The 14,565-nt window shown below is 68.4% G+C and carries 11 protein-coding genes and 2 rRNA genes (1 of these 13 cut by a window edge); 3 read left to right on the top strand and 10 right to left on the bottom strand.

Annotated elements, in window-relative coordinates; genetic code table 11:
* Positions 1–49: 49 nt before the first annotated feature.
* Entirely contained in the window at positions 50–2,131 is a 2,082-nt protein-coding gene (locus AA23TX_RS20890) for an ATP-dependent DNA helicase UvrD2 (RefSeq protein ID WP_155544570.1), read from the bottom strand.
* 65 nt (positions 2,132–2,196) lie between these two features.
* Here AA23TX_RS20890 and AA23TX_RS20885 point away from each other — a divergent pair, with 65 nt between their 5' ends.
* A complete protein-coding gene (locus tag AA23TX_RS20885) occupies positions 2,197–2,925 on the top strand; it encodes a DUF4191 domain-containing protein (protein ID WP_155544569.1) in 729 nt (242 codons plus the stop codon).
* Positions 2,926–2,983: 58 nt separating this feature from the next.
* Here AA23TX_RS20885 and AA23TX_RS20880 read toward each other — a convergent pair whose 3' ends face one another.
* Positions 2,984–3,373 (bottom strand): RDD family protein, encoded by a 390-nt coding sequence (locus AA23TX_RS20880; RefSeq protein WP_155547199.1) that lies wholly within the window; start codon positions 3,371–3,373, stop codon positions 2,984–2,986.
* 269 nt (positions 3,374–3,642) lie between these two features.
* On the opposite strand from AA23TX_RS20880, the gene glnA reads away from it, so the two are divergent.
* Complete coding sequence (gene glnA, locus AA23TX_RS20875) at positions 3,643–5,067, top strand: type I glutamate--ammonia ligase (RefSeq protein ID WP_155544568.1); 1,425 nt, start codon at positions 3,643–3,645, stop codon at positions 5,065–5,067.
* A 151-nt stretch (positions 5,068–5,218) separates the two neighbouring features.
* Here glnA and AA23TX_RS20870 read toward each other — a convergent pair whose 3' ends face one another.
* The 6 genes from AA23TX_RS20870 to AA23TX_RS20845 form a co-directional block, all read right to left on the bottom strand.
* A complete protein-coding gene (locus tag AA23TX_RS20870) occupies positions 5,219–5,581 on the bottom strand; it encodes an alpha-amylase inhibitor (protein ID WP_155544567.1) in 363 nt (120 codons plus the stop codon).
* Positions 5,582–5,737: 156 nt separating this feature from the next.
* Positions 5,738–6,163: an acyl-CoA thioesterase gene (locus AA23TX_RS20865; protein ID WP_155544566.1), complete on the bottom strand. Its 426-nt coding sequence runs from the start codon at positions 6,161–6,163 to the stop codon at positions 5,738–5,740.
* A gap of 28 nt (positions 6,164–6,191) precedes the next feature.
* Positions 6,192–9,167 carry a bifunctional [glutamine synthetase] adenylyltransferase/[glutamine synthetase]-adenylyl-L-tyrosine phosphorylase gene (locus tag AA23TX_RS20860; RefSeq protein WP_196425465.1) on the bottom strand — a complete coding sequence of 992 codons (2,976 nt, stop codon included), beginning with the start codon at positions 9,165–9,167 and terminating at the stop codon, positions 6,192–6,194.
* 30 nt (positions 9,168–9,197) lie between these two features.
* Positions 9,198–10,331, bottom strand: a complete 1,134-nt coding sequence (locus AA23TX_RS20855) for an inorganic phosphate transporter (RefSeq protein WP_196425464.1) — start codon at positions 10,329–10,331, stop codon at positions 9,198–9,200.
* A 95-nt stretch (positions 10,332–10,426) separates the two neighbouring features.
* Entirely contained in the window at positions 10,427–11,176 is a 750-nt protein-coding gene (locus AA23TX_RS20850; RefSeq protein WP_155544564.1) for a type 1 glutamine amidotransferase, read from the bottom strand.
* A gap of 19 nt (positions 11,177–11,195) precedes the next feature.
* Positions 11,196–11,645 (bottom strand): rhodanese-like domain-containing protein, encoded by a 450-nt coding sequence (locus tag AA23TX_RS20845; RefSeq protein ID WP_155544563.1) that lies wholly within the window; start codon positions 11,643–11,645, stop codon positions 11,196–11,198.
* 111 nt (positions 11,646–11,756) lie between these two features.
* Here AA23TX_RS20845 and AA23TX_RS20840 point away from each other — a divergent pair, with 111 nt between their 5' ends.
* On the top strand, positions 11,757–12,206 hold the full coding sequence (locus AA23TX_RS20840) for an Lrp/AsnC family transcriptional regulator (protein WP_155544562.1): 450 nt from the start codon (positions 11,757–11,759) through the stop codon (positions 12,204–12,206).
* 279 nt (positions 12,207–12,485) lie between these two features.
* Here the strand turns inward: AA23TX_RS20840 and rrf are convergent.
* Both rrf and AA23TX_RS20830 read right to left on the bottom strand, forming a co-directional pair.
* Positions 12,486–12,602: ribosomal RNA gene (rrf, locus tag AA23TX_RS20835) — 5S ribosomal RNA — on the bottom strand.
* A gap of 84 nt (positions 12,603–12,686) precedes the next feature.
* Positions 12,687–14,565 (bottom strand): 23S ribosomal RNA (locus AA23TX_RS20830); it runs 1,244 nt beyond the window's last position.

The raw sequence follows: 14,565 nt of genomic DNA, 5'->3' as shown, positions 1-14,565 counted from the left end.
CAGCGAGACGGCCCCGGTTCCCAGAGCACCCGACGGCCCCGACCCGTCGCTACTCCGCCGATGCCCGGACCACGCCGAGGATCTCCGTGCCGAACCGCTCCAGCTTGGTCGCGCCGATTCCCGAGATCGACACCAGCGCCGCCTCGTCGATCGGGCGTTGCTCGGCGATGGCCATCAGCGTTGCGTCGGTGAACACCACGAACGCCGGCACCTTCAGCTCGCGGGCCCGGTCGGCGCGCCAGGACTTCAGGCGCTCCAGCAGTCCCTCGTCCACCGTCGACGGGCACTTGCCGCAGCGGCCCAGCTTGACCTCGAGGGTCTCCAGCAGCGGCCCGCCGCAGACGCGGCAGCGCGTCTTGATCGGCGTCGCCGGCTTCTGCTGGGTGCGGGCCGCGCGGGCGGCCGGGTGATCCTCCGGGATCAGGCCGTACAGGAACCGGCTGCGACGGCGGTTGCGCCGCCCTCCCGGCGTGCGGGCCAGCGCCCACGACAGCCACAGGTGCTCGCGGGCGCGCGTCACGCCGACGTAGAACAGCCGCCGCTCTTCCTCGATCGCCGCCTCGTCGTCGCCGGCGTGCAGGATCGGCATCGTGCCCTCGGCCAGGCCGACGAGGAACACCGCGTCCCACTCCAGGCCCTTCGCCGCGTGCAGCGACGCCAGCGTCACGCCCTCCACCGTCGGCGGGTGCTGGGCCGCGGCGCGCTGCTCCAGTTCGGTGTTGAAGCGCGGCAGGTCGGCGTCCTCGACCGTCGAGGCCAGCTCTTCGGCCAGCTCGACGATCGCCAGGAGCGCGTCCCAGCGCTCCTTGGCCGCGCCACCCGCCGGCGGCGACTCGGTCAGCCCGACGCGGGCGAGCACCGACCGCACCGTCGTGACCAGGTCGGAGCTGCCGTCGCCGCTCGCGGCCCGCAGCGCCGACATCGCCTGCCGGACCTCGGTCCGGTTGAAGAACCGCTCGCCACCGCGGACGAGGTACGGGATGCCGGTCGCGGTCAGTGCCGACTCGTACGCCTCCGACTGCGCGTTCACGCGGTACAGCACCGCGATCTCGCTCGCCGCGACGCCGCCGTCCAGCAGCTCGCGCACCCGACCGGCGACGGCCTCGGCCTCGACCGCCTCGTCGTCGAACTCGGCGAAGCGCGGCTCCGGACCCGACGGCCGCTGCCCGATCAGCTTCAGGCGCGACCCCGCCGGCCGCCCGCGCGCGGCGCCGATGACCCGGTTCGCCAGCGAGACGACCTCGGGCGTCGACCGGTAGTCGCGCTCGAGCCGGACGACCGTCGCGTCCGGGTAGCGCCGCGTGAACTCGAGCAGCGACTTCGGCGACGCGCCGCCGAAGGAGTAGATGGTCTGGTTGGCGTCGCCGACGACGGTCAGGTCGTCGCGGCCGCCGAGCCACGCGTCGAGCAGGCGCTGCTGCAGCGGCGTGACGTCCTGGTACTCGTCGACGACGAAGCACCGGTAGCGGTCGCGGAACTCCTCGGCGACGACGCCGTGCTCCTCGAGCACCGCCGTCGTGTGCAGCAGGAGATCGTCGAAGTCGAGCACCTGCGCGGCGTTCTTCAGCTCTTCGTACGTGCGGTAGACCTGGGCGATCTGCGCCGCCGGCGCCGGGATGTCGCGCTGGGTGCGCGCCGCGACGGCCGGGTAGTCGTCCGGGGCGATCAGCGACGCCTTCGCCCACTCGATCTCGCTCGACAGGTCGCGCAGGATCTCGGTTTCGGTGCCGAGCTTGGCCCGGGTCGCGGCCTGTCCGACGTAGCGGAACTTGTTCTCCAGCAGGTCCCAGGGCCGGTCGCCGACCACGCGCGGCCAGAAGTACCGCAGCTGACGGCGGGCGGCGGCGTGGAACGTCAGGGCCTGCGCGGCCTCGACGCCGAGGCCCCGCAGCCGGGTCCGCATCTCCCCCGCGGCTCGCGTCGTGAACGTCACTGCGAGCACCTGACCAGCGGAAACATGCCCGGATCGGACGAGGTGGGCGATCCGGTGGGTGATCGTGCGGGTCTTGCCCGTGCCGGCCCCGGCGAGCACGCAGACCGGCCCTCGCGGGGCACCGGCGGCGGCGCGCTGCTCAGGGTCGAGACCATCGAGCAGACGGTTCTGGCTCTTGGGGGAAAGTACGCCGGTCACGTCCGGCATCCTCGCAGAGGGGGACGGGGAATCGGGGCAGGGGCACGCGGCCGTATCCTGGTCAGATGGCGGGACAGCAGGACAAGGAAGCGGCCAAGCAGGCCAAGAAGGAGAAGCGCGCGGCGAGCAAGGCCCGCCGTGGCCAGCTCTTCGAGGCCTTCAAGATGCAGCGCAAGGAAGACCCGTGGCTCATCCCGTGGATGGTCGGGTCGATCGTCGTCGTCGCCGGCGTGGCGTTCGGCATCGGGTCCTTCTTCGGCTCGCAGTGGGTGCTGCTGCCCTTGGGGCTGATCCTCGGCGGTCTGCTCGCCATGATCATCTTCGGCCGGCGCGTCCAGAAGACGGTCTACTCGAAGGCCGACGGCCAGCCCGGCGCCGCGGCGTGGGCGCTGGAGAACCTCCGCGGCAAGTGGAAGGTGACGCCGACCGTCGCGGCGACGACCCAGCTCGACGCCGTGCACCGCGTACTGGGCGGCCCGGGCGTGGTGCTCGTCGCCGAGGGCGCGCAGCACCGCGTCAAGACGCTGCTCGCGCAGGAGAAGAAGCGCGTGTCCCGACTGGTCGGTGACACCCCGATCTACGACGTGACGATCGGCCACGAAGAGGGCCAGATCCCGCTGAAGAAGCTCCAGGGCTTCCTGATGAAGCTGCCGCGCAACCTCAAGCCGGCCCAGGTCGACGCGCTGGAAGCGAAGCTCGCGGCGCTCGGCAACCGCGGCGCGGCGATGCCGAAGGGCCCGATGCCGGCCGGCGCGAAGATGCGCAACGTCCAGCGCACGATCCGCCGTCGCTGACCCCGTACCGACGACGAAGGCCCCGTCCGCACCGGACGGGGCCTTTCTCGTGGGCGGGTCAGCGCATCCGGATGACGACGGTGCCGGTCAGCCGGTCGAGCCAGCTGCGGCCGTCGGCGTTGCGGACCGCCGCCGGGATGATCACGAACGTCAGGACCGCCCGGACCAGCGCGCGCGGCGGGCCGACCAGCGCGGCGCCGTCGAGCCGGGCGACGCGGACGCCGACGGCGGCCATCCCGGGCGTGAACCCGAAGAAGCCGGCGGACACGACGGAGATGACCGCCCACACTCCGCCGGACCAGAGGTTGAAGTTCTGCATCGCGACCGGGTCCTGCAGGCTGGGGTGCAGGAAGATGGCCGTGACCAGGGCCGCGACGACGAGGTCGACGACCAGCGCGAGCAGCCGCGCACCCCCGCTCGCCGCCGAGCCCACGCCTGATTCGGGCAAACCGAACTTCTCGCCCGGCCAGCGCGACTCGTGCTGATCAACGTCCTGCCGGCCCTCGCCGGTGCCGGGGAGCCATTCACCGGTCCATCTCGCCACCCGTCTAGGGTATGCCGGTGGCGTGGAACACATCCGACCTGGTCGGATACCCGATATCGACCACCCGTTAACACCGGCGAAACATACGGGTGACGGTCGGGCAACACCGCACTTTTAGCGTGAGCCGAAGAGAGCACTGCCGTACGAGCTCGAACGAGAAGGAGTCACCGAGGGTGCCCACTACTCCAGACGACATCCAGCGCCTCATCGCCGACGAGGACGTCGAAGTCATCGACGTCCAGTTCTGCGACCTGCCCGGCGTGATGCAGCACTTCACGGTCCCCGCGAAGGCCTTCACCGAAGAGGCCTACGAAGAGGGTCTCGCGTTCGACGGCTCCTCGGTACGCGGCTTCCAGTCCATTCACGAGTCCGACATGCTGCTGCTGCCGGACCCGGAGACCGCGCGGATCGACCCGTTCCGCAAGGCGAAGACGCTGGCGCTCAACTTCTTCGTGCACGACCCGTTCACGCGTGAGGCGTACAGCCGCGACCCGCGCAACATCGCGCGCAAGGCCGAGCAGTACATCTCCGAGTACGGCGTCGCCGACAACGTGTACTTCGGCCCCGAAGCCGAGTTCTATATCTTCGACTCGGTCCGCTTCGACTCCGCCGAGCACGCCTCGTTCCACGAGATCGACTCGATCGAGGGCTGGTGGAACACCGGCGCCGACGAGGTCGGTGGGAACCAGGGCTACAAGACGAAGTTCAAGGGCGGCTACTTCCCCGTCCCGCCGGTCGACCACTTCGCCGACCTGCGCGACGAGATCGTCCGCAACCTGACGAACACCGGTTTCGAGATCGAGCGCGCGCACCACGAGGTGGGCACCGCCGGCCAGACCGAGATCAACTACAAGTTCAACACGCTGCTGCACGCGGCCGACGACCTGCAGCTGTTCAAGTACATCGTGAAGAACACGGTGTTCGGGGCGGGCAAGACGGCGACGTTCATGCCGAAGCCGCTCGCCGGCGACAACGGCTCGGGCATGCACTGCCACCAGTCGCTGTGGAAGGACGGCCAGCCGCTGTTCCACGACGAGTCGGGCTACGCCGGCCTGTCGGACACCGCGCGCCACTACATCGGCGGGCTGCTCAAGCACGCGCCGAGCCTGCTGGCCTTCACGAACCCGACGGTGAACTCCTACCACCGCCTGGTGCCGGGCTTCGAGGCGCCGGTTTCGCTGGTCTACTCGCAGCGCAACCGCTCGGCCTGCGTCCGCATCCCGATCACGGGCAACAACCCGAAGGCCAAGCGCGCCGAGTTCCGCTGCCCGGACTCGTCGGGCAACCCGTACCTGGCGTTCTCGGCGATGATGATGGCCGGCCTCGACGGCATCAAGAACAAGATCGAGCCGGCCGAACCGATCGACAAGGACCTCTACGAGCTCCCGCCGGAGGAGGCCAAGAACGTCAAGCTCGTCCCGGGCGACCTGGGCACGGTGCTGGACACCCTCGAAGCCGACCACGACTACCTCCTCGAGGGCGGCGTGTTCACGCCGGACGTGATCGAGACGTGGGTGTCGTACAAGCGCGAGAACGAGATCGACCCGCTGCGCCTGCGCCCGCACCCGTACGAGTTCGCCCTGTACTACGACGTGTGATCGACGCGGGGCTTTGACCAGGGTCGCTGGTCGGAGTCCCCACCAGACACGGGACGGCGGTCGAGGGGAAACCCCGACCGCCGTCCCGTTCCTTGTTCGGCTACGAAAAGGCCGGTTCCGCCGCGGACGGAACCGGCCTTTCCTTTTTCGATCAGCAGGAGCGCAGTTCACTCACGTAGGGACGCGGCGGGATGTTCGCCGCTCCGCGCGTCTCCCGGTAGTAGTAATTGTTCGGCAGTGACACGCACGGACCGTCGCCGGCCCACGCCCAGATCATGCGCACTCGCACGGTGTAACCGCAATTGTTGTTGGTCGCCTCCGCCCATGCCGTGCTGCCGTTGCGGCCCTGCGCCAGGCCGACGCAGTTCGGTGCGGGCGCCAGCAGCAGGTACGCCGGGTTGTCCGCGGCCACCACGGCCGCGGCCGGTTCGGCGGCCTGTGCGGGCGCGGCGAACCCGAGCACCGCGAAACCGGCCGCGACGGCACCGGTGGCCGCGATCTTCCCCATCTTCATGAAATCGTCCCTCCCTCATTTTCCGGGGGCGCGCGAAATAAACGTCACACGACGACCCGATAAAATGATCTCCCCCGGAAGGACCGCCCCGTGCGATCCGCAAAAAACCATACGCCCGGCGCGGGCGGCAACGGAAGCGTATGGCCGAAATTGGCCTTATTCTGCCGTGGACAGCAGCTTCATATCCGCTCCTGCGGCTTCGAAGCGCCCCCGCGGGTCCGCCACCAGCTTGCGGATCTCGAGGTCCATCAATCCCAGCGTGCAGGTGATCTCCGCGGCCAGCGTCCCGTCGGCCTTGTAGATGTTCGAGTCCATCGAGAACGTCTTGCCGCTGCCGAACTTGACGTCGCACGTCACGTCGACCTCGTCGCCCGCGCGCAGCTCGCGGCGGAACACCACGTGCGTCTCGAGCAGCACCGACGCGACGTTGCCCAGCCCCTTCATCGCGCCCGCCCGCTCGAGCAGCTCCAGTCTCGAGACCTCGCCGTACGAGTGGTACACGGCGTGGTTGAGGTGGCCCAGGGTGTCCAGTTCGTAGTGCCGGACCTTGATGCGGGTCCGGAACGGCTCGCGTTCAGTCACGAGCCCCACTGTAGGTCAGGCATGTAGGTCAGGCCTCGTAGAACAGGTGCTCCACCACGGTGTGCGCCCGGCGGGTGATGCGGCGGTACGTGTCCAGGAACTCGCCCGGGTCGTCCGCGGCCGTCTGGCCCAGGACCCGGGCCACCGCCACCAGGTCGCGGCCCGACCCCGGGACCTCGTCGACCGCCTTGCCGCGCACCAGCATCCCCGCGTTGCGCACCCGGGTCGCCAGCAGCCACGCCTCGCGTAGCGAGTCCGCTTCGGACTGCGTGGCCAGCCCCGCTTCCGGCAGGCGAGCCAGCGCGTCCAGGGTCGACGTCGTCCGCAGCCCCGGGACCGAACCCGCGTGCTGGAGCTGCAGCAGCTGGACCGTCCACTCGACGTCGGCGAGACCGCCGCGGCCGAGTTTCGTATGGCGCGTCGGGTCGGCGCCGCGGGGCATCCGCTCGGTCTCCACGCGTGCCTTGATGCGGCGGATCTCGCGCGCTTTCGTCGCGTCCAGGCCGCCCTCGGGGTAGCGGATCGGGTCGATCATCGCGATGAAGCGCTCGCCGAGGTCGTCGTCGCCCGCGACGAACCGGGCGCGCAGCAGCGCCTGCGCCTCCCACACCTCGCCCCAGCGCGCGTAGTACGCGCGGTACGACTCCAGCGTCCGCACCAGCGGCCCGCTCCGCCCCTCCGGGCGCAGGTCGGTGTCGACCTCCAGAGCCGGGTCCGAGCTCGGCGCGCCCAGCATCTTCCGGACCGTCTCCGCGACCGACGAAGCGAACTTCACCGCGTCGGCGTCCGAGACCCCTTCGGACGGCTCGCACACGAAGAGGACGTCGGCGTCGGAGCCGTAGCCGAGTTCGGCGCCGCCGAGCCGGCCCATCCCGATCACCGCGATGCGCGCCGGCGTGCGTCCCAGCTCCGCCTGGCGCTGGCGGAACGCCGCGGCCAGCGCGCCCTGCAGCACCGCGACCCAGACGCTGGACAGCGCTTCGCACACGGCGGGCACGTCGAGCAGGCCGAGCAGGTCCGCGCACGCGATCCGCAGCAGTTCGTGCCGCCGCAGCGAACGCGCGGCGGCGACGGCGGCGTTCAACCCGGGCTGACGCCGGACGGCGGCCCGCAGCGACTTCGCCACCTCGGCGGGCGTGCGGCCCAGCAGCCGGGCCGGATCGCCCAGCAGCCGCAGTACTTCCGGCGCGCGCACGAGCAGGTCCGGGACCAGCCGGGACGTGCCGAGCAGGGCGGCCAGGTTCTCGACGACCGTGCCCTCGTCACGCAGGACCCGCAGGTACCACGGGGTGTCTTCGAGTGCCTCGGACACCTTCCGGTACGACAGCAGGCCGCCGTCGGGGTCGGGTGTGTCGGCCAGGAGGTCGAGCAGCACCGGCAGCAGCGCCTGCTGGATCGCGGCGCGCCGCGAGACGCCGGAGGTGAGGGCCTTGATGTGCTGGAGCGCGCCGTCGGGGGCGGTGTAACCGAGCGCGGCCAGCCGGCTCGCGGCCTGTTCGGTGGTCAGGCGCAGCGCCTCGGTCGGCACGTTCGCGACGGACTGCAGCAGCGGCCGGTAGAAGATCTTCTCGTGCAGCCGCCGGATGCCCTTCGCGTGCTTCCGGAACTCCGCCAGCAGCGTCTCGCCCTGGCTCTTGCCACCACTCGCCTTGATCCCGCTGGCTCGCGCCAGGATCCGCAGCTCGACGGTGTCCGACGTCGCCGGGAACAGGTGCGTCCGGCGCAGCCGCCGCAGCTGCAGCCGGTGCTCGATCATCCGCAGGAACTCGTACGACGCCCCCAGCTCGGCCGCGTCCTGGCGGCCCACGTAGCCGCCTTCACCGAGCGCGGCGAGCGCGTCCATCGTGGACGGTGAGCGCAGGTCGGCGTCGACGCGGCCGTGCACCAGCTGCAACAGCTGCACCGCGAACTCGACGTCCCGCAGCCCGCCGCGGCCCAGCTTGAGCTCGCGTTCGGCGTGCTCGGACGGCACGTGCCCCTCGACGCGGCGGCGCATCTGCTGCACCTCGCCGACGAAGTTCTCGCGGTCGGCCGCCGACCACACCAGCGGCGCGACCATCTCGGCGTACTGTCGGCCGAGCTCGGCGTCGCCCGCCACCGGCCGCGCCTTGAGCAGCGCCTGGAACTCCCAGGTCTTGGCCCACTTCTGGTAGTAGCCCTGGTGGCTCTCGAGCGTGCGGACGAGCGCGCCGGCCTTGCCTTCGGGGCGCAGGGCGGCGTCGACCTCGAAGCAGGCCTTGCCGACGACGCGCATCGTCGTGCTGGCCAGCCGCGTGGCGACGCCGAGGTCGTCGGCGCCGACGAAGATCACGTCGACATCGCTGACGTAGTTGAGCTCCCGGCCGCCGCACTTGCCCATGGCGATGATCGACAGGTTGCCCTCGGCGGGCGCGCCGACCTCGGCTTCGGCGACGACGAGCCCGGCGGCGAGCGCGGCTTCGGCCAGCTCGGTCAGCTGCGCCGCGACCTCGGCGTAGTTCGGGTGCTCGAGCCCGGCCTCGACGAGGTGGCCGAGGTCCGCGGCGGCGATGCCGAGCAGCTGGCCGCGGTAGGCGATCTTGAGGGCCTGCTCGGCTTCGAGCCCGGTGAGCACCGAACCGTCGTCGCGCACGAGCGACGTGCGCAGGTTTTCGCGGTAGCACTCGGAGTCGGTGCACTTGTCGCCGATGAGCGTCTGCCACTGCTCCGGGTTCGCGGCGATGAAGTCGGCGAGCGCGCTCGACGTCCCGAGCACACTGAGGAGACGGCCGCGGAAGGTCCGGTGGGCGCGCAGCTGTTCGTCGAGCCGCGGCCACCCGCCCTCGTCGGCCTCGCGGATCCAGTCGATCCCCCGCAGCGCGAGGTCCGGGTCCGCGGTGCGGGACAACGCCGCGAGCACGTCGGCGGCGGCTTCGACCGGGCCGGCGTCGTCCCACCAGCCGGCCGCGCGCAACTGACCCTCGGCACGGGGATCGGTGAAGCCGTACCTCGCCGCCGAAGCGGTCGATCGCGCGCGGTCTGCCATCACGAACCACCGTATCCCGGGAGGGTGCGCTCAGGCGGCGAGCCGGCCCGGTTCGGTTCCGGCGGGTGTCGGCTCGGGCACCTGGAAGCTGTGCGCGGTGACGGGGTGGCGACGGGAAAGCAGCCAGATCCCGACGCCCACGGCGATGCCGACGACGCCGACGGCGATGGTGCCCGCGGCGCCGAGCGAGGCGATCTTGCCGGACACCGCGCCGACGATCGCGGCGGCGGGCAGCGTGAACAGCCACGCGACGACCATCCGGCCCGCCATCCGCCAGCGCACCGGCGCCTCGCGGCGGCCGACGCCGGAGCCGACGATCCCGCCGGAGCACACGTGCGTCGTCGACAGCGGGAAACCCAGCCGGGACGAGACCAGGATGACCAGCGCCGAGCTCGTCTGGGCGGCGAAACCCTGTGGGCCCTCGATGTCCGTGAGGCCCTTGCCGAGGGTGTGGGTGATGCGCCAGCCGCCGAGGTAGGTGCCGAGCGCGAGGGCGCAGGCGGCGCTGATGATCACCCAGACGGGTGGTGCCGCGCCCGCCGGCAGGCTGCCGGCGCTGACGAGCGTGAGCGTGATGACGCCCATCGTCTTCTGCGCGTCGTTGGTGCCGTGCGCGAGGGAGACGAGTGACGCCGAGACGACCTGGCCGACCTTGAACCCGCGCGTGGCCGGGCGGCCGCGGACGAGGAAGCGGTAGACGAGGTAGGTCGCGATCATCGCGACGAGCCCGGCGATCACCGGGCTCGCGGCGGCCGGGACCAGGACCTTCTCGACGATCTTTCCGAAGTGGACCGAGTCGCTGCCCGCCGAAACCCAGGTGGCACCGATCAGGCCTCCGAACAGCGCGTGCGACGAGCTCGACGGCAGGCCGACGAACCACGTCACGAGGTTCCAGACGATCGCGCCGATCAGCCCGCCGAACACGATCGACGGGCCGATCTTCGTGTCGTCCACCAGGCCGCTGGAGATCGTCTTGGCGACCTCCACCGACAGGAACGCGCCGACCAGGTTCAGCACCGCCGAGATCGCGACGGCCACGCGGGGCTTGAGCGCCCCGGTGGCGATCGACGTCGCCATCGAGTTCGCGGTGTCGTGGAACCCGTTCGTGAAATCGAAAACCAAGGCCGTGACGACGACGAGCACGACCAGCAACGAGGGCTCCACCCCGACCTCCGAACCCTTGTGGGGACTCCTTCCGCAAGGTACCTGAAGGGTGACGCCTGGCGTTAACAGGCTGTTGCTTACTGTGACCCTTGCCGTTAAGCCAGTGGTAACGAGCGTTGACTGTCGGCGGCGGGTTCGAGCTCCCCGGCGGCCAACCGGACGAACCGCTGCGCGAACGGGCGCCAGGTTTCCTCGATGTCCGCGTGCACGGCGATCAACGCGTCGTGCTCGAGTGAGCCCGGACGGGCGAATTCCGCCATTCCGGGCTCGTCGGCGGCCCAGCTCTCGACGACGGCGGGCGTCGTCTCGATGTGGAACTGGACACCGTAGACACAACGGTTGAACCGGAAAGCCTGGTTCTGGTAGAGCGGCGCGGAAGCGAGCAGCTCGGCGCCGGGCGGGAGCCGGGTGATCGCGTCGTTGTGGAACTGCAGGACGTCCTGCATGAGCGGCAGCTCGGCGAAGAGCGGGTCGGTCCACGCCGCGTCCTTCTTGGCGACGAGGTGCGGACCGACCTCGGGCCCGTCCCGCCCGACCTCGACGCGGCCGCCGGTCGCGACGGCCAGCAGCTGGGCGCCGAGGCAGATGCCCAGGGTCGGGATCCGCTTCGTCGCCGCTTTCGCGAGCAGGCGCCGCACACCGGCGAGCCACGGGTGCTCCGCGTCGTCTTCCACGGCCATGCCGCCGCCGAGGCAGATGACGCCCCGGTAGCCGTCGAGGTCGTCGGGCAGGTCGTCCTTCGGCAGCAGCCGAACGTCGAGCACCGCGCCGGCGCCGGTGAGCCAGTCGCCGAGCGCGCCGAGCGGGTCCGACGCGTCCGGCTGGATGATGAGCAGTCGTGTCACGCTTTTCAGGGTAGGTGGCTCAGCAGGCGCAGCGGATCCCGGCCGTTGCTGTGGTTTCGCCTGCGGTGGTTTCGCCTTCGACGGGGTAGCCGGCGGCGATCCAGGCGGTGATGCCGCCGGAGAGCCGTTTCACCTTGAAACCGAGCTCGGCCAGTTTGAGGGCGCCCTTCGTCGCGGCGTTGCAGTTGACGCTCTCGCAGTAGCAGACGTAGACGAGCTGCTTGTCGAGGTGAGCGGTGGTCTCGTCGGTCATGTCCCGGTAGGGGAGGTTGACCGCGCCGGGGATGCGGGCGGAAGTGAAAGCCTCTTCGGCGCGCGTCTCGACGATCACGTAACCGTCGGTGTGGCCGGCTTCGAGGTCCCGGACGAGATCGTCGGGGTCGACTTCGAAGGCGAGTTCGGCGCCGAAGTAGGTCATGGCGGCTTCGGGCGCGGGGGCCGGGACGGTGAGCGTGCGTGCGGTCGTCATGCCTTGAATCCTGCTGGTCGCGGGAGTCCGGACACAGGGCAGAATCGGCGTGGAAGCCCGGGACGGCCGGGGATTTCCGGGTTCTGTCCCCGCGCGGCTTGGAGAATCACGGTGGACCTCGACGACGTCGACTGGCACCTGCTGGAGCTCCTCCAGGAGGACGGCCGGCTCAGCTTCTCGGAGCTCGGCCGCCGGGTGTCGCTGTCGGGCTCGGCGGTGACGGAGCGAGTGCGCCGGCTCGAGGAACGCGGGGTGATCACCGGCTACGCGGCTCGCGTCGATACGTCGAAGCTGGGGCTGCCGATCGAGGCGTTGGTGCGGGCCCGGGTGCGGAGCCTGGACACGCCGCGCTTCCGGACGGCGGTGTTGCCGCTGCCGCAGGTCGTTTCCGCGGATCACGTCACCGGCGAGGAGTGCTGGATCCTGCGGGTGCTGTGCCGGGACACCGCGGAGCTGGAGGGAGTGGTCGAGACGGTGCAGCGGTACGGGGAGACGACGACGTCGCTGGTGTTGTCGAGTCCCCTGCGGAGCCGGCCGGCGCCTCGTCCGCACTCGGTTTGAGGCATCAGGCGTGATCGGGGAGGCATCACACGTGATTGGACGGGCATCAGCCCAGCGGCCGGCGCGTGACTCGCGTGCCTGAAGGGTCGACACGCGTGATTGGGGAGCCGACTCGCGTGATTGGACGGACGACACGCGTACCCAGCCGGACGACACCCGTACCTGGGCGGACGACACGCGTGATTAGACGGACGACACGGTCATGTCCCGGGCATGAAAAAGGGCCTGGACCGGGAGAACCGAAGTTCTCAACCAGGCCCAGGCCCTCTTCCCACGTAAGTTCGGCGGTGTCCTACTCTCCCACAACCCTTCGGTTGCAGTACCATCGGCGCTATCAGGCTTAGCTTCCGGGTTCGGAATGGGACCGGGCGTTTCCCTGACGCTAAAACCACCGAAACACTACGAAACAACACACACCCCCCAACCAACAGGGGAATCATGTGGTGTTTCAGAACCGTAGAGTGGATGCGTAACACCTTCGTAGACAAGTCCTCGGCCTATTAGTACCAGTCAACTCGACAACACATTACTGTGCTTCCATTTCTGGCCTATCAACCCAATGGTCTATTGGGAGCCTTAACCCACAAAGGGTGGGATACCTCATCTTGGAACAGGCTTCCCGCTTAGATGCCTTCAGCGGTTATCCCTTCCGAACGTGGCCAACCAGCCATGCCCCTGGCGGAACAACTGGCACACCAGAGGTTCGTCCGTCCCGGTCCTCTCGTACTAGGGACAGCCTTCCTCAAGTATCCTACGCGCGCGGCGGATAGGGACCGAACTGTCTCACGACGTTCTAAACCCAGCTCGCGTGCCGCTTTAATGGGCGAACAGCCCAACCCTTGGGACCTACTCCGGCCCCAGGATGCGACGAGCCGACATCGAGGTGCCAAACCATGCCGTCGATATGGACTCTTGGGCAAGATCAGCCTGTTATCCCCGGGGTACCTTTTATCCGTTGAGCGACACCCCTTCCACCAGGAGGTGCCGGATCACTAGTCCCGACTTTCGTCCCTGCTCGACATGTCTGTCTCACAGTCAAGCTCCCTTGTGCACTTGCACTCAACACCTGATTGCCAACCAGGCTGAGGGAACCTTTGGGCGCCTCCGTTACTCTTTAGGAGGCAACCGCCCCAGTTAAACTACCCATCAGGCACTGTCCCTGAACCAGATCATGGCCCGAGGTTCAGATTCCCAATTCGACCAGAGTGGTATTTCAACAACGACTCCACAGTAACTAGCGTCACCGCTTCACAGTCTCCCACCTATCCTACACAAGCCGAACCGAAAACCAATACCAAACTATAGTAAAGGTCCCGGGGTCTTTCCGTCCTGCCGCGCGTAACGAGCATCTTTACTCGTAGTGCAATTTCGCCGGGCCTGTGGTTGAGACAGCCGGAAAGTCGTTACGCCATTCGTGCAGGTCGGAACTTACCCGACAAGGAATTTCGCTACCTTAGGATGGTTATAGTTACCACCGCCGTTTACTGGCGCTTAAATTCTCAGCTTCGCCCCGAAAGGCTAACCGGTCCTCTTAACGTTCCAGCACCGGGCAGGCGTCAGTCCATATACATCGTCTTGCGACTTCGCATGGACCTGTGTTTTTAGTAAACAGTCGCTTTCCGCTGGTCTCTGCGGCCACCCACCCCTAGTCCGTAAAGGACTTCAGAGTGTTTGGCCCCCCTTCTCCCGAAGTTACGGGGGCATTTTGCCGAGTTCCTTAACCACAGTTCACCCGATCGCCTTGGTATTCTCTACCTGACCACCTGTGTTGGTTTGGGGTACGGGCCGTGCATGCACTCACTAGAGGCTTTTCTCGGCAGCATAGGATCACTCTACTTCGCCTCAAACGGCTACGCATCACGTCTCAGCCTCATGGAACACGGATTTGCCTATGTTCCGGCCTACACGCTTACACCAGTACTACCACTCACTGGCGGAGCTACCTTCCTGCGTCACCCCATCGCTTGACTACTACGAAATCAGGTCCCACGCTCCACACACAAACCTCCATCCGAAGACTTCAGCTCATGGCTTTGGGTGGTTAGTATCAAACGCCTCGTCATGGGCGCACATGCTCGGGTACGGGAATATCAACCCGTTGTCCATCGACTACGCCTGTCGGCCTCGCCTTAGGTCCCGACTTACCCTGGGCGGATTAGCCTGGCCCAGGAACCCTTGGTCATCCGGCGGCAGAGTTTCTCACTCTGCATTCGCTACTCATGCCTGCATTCTCACTCCCACACCCTCCACGACTGGCTTCCGCCGCCGCTTCCCTGGATGCAGGACGCTCCCCTACCCATCCACACCACTAGACAAGAGCCTCAAGGACTCAAGCCGATGTATTGTATGAATGACACAG

The organism is Amycolatopsis camponoti, assembly GCF_902497555.1.
Lineage (GTDB): Bacteria > Actinomycetota > Actinomycetes > Mycobacteriales > Pseudonocardiaceae > Amycolatopsis > Amycolatopsis camponoti.
The sequence above is the reverse complement of the archived record's forward strand: the minus strand, read 5'-3'. Positions and strand labels throughout refer to the sequence as shown.

Coding starts and splice junctions, on each gene's coding strand:
- AA23TX_RS20885 (WP_155544569.1), top strand. CDS start 2,197: ATGGCGGGACAGCAGGACAAGGAAGCGGCCAAGCAGGCCAAGAAGGAG.
- AA23TX_RS20870 (WP_155544567.1), bottom strand. CDS start 5,581: ATGAAGATGGGGAAGATCGCGGCCACCGGTGCCGTCGCGGCCGGTTTC.
- AA23TX_RS20845 (WP_155544563.1), bottom strand. CDS start 11,645: ATGACGACCGCACGCACGCTCACCGTCCCGGCCCCCGCGCCCGAAGCC.
- AA23TX_RS20860 (WP_196425465.1), bottom strand. CDS start 9,167: ATGGCAGACCGCGCGCGATCGACCGCTTCGGCGGCGAGGTACGGCTTC.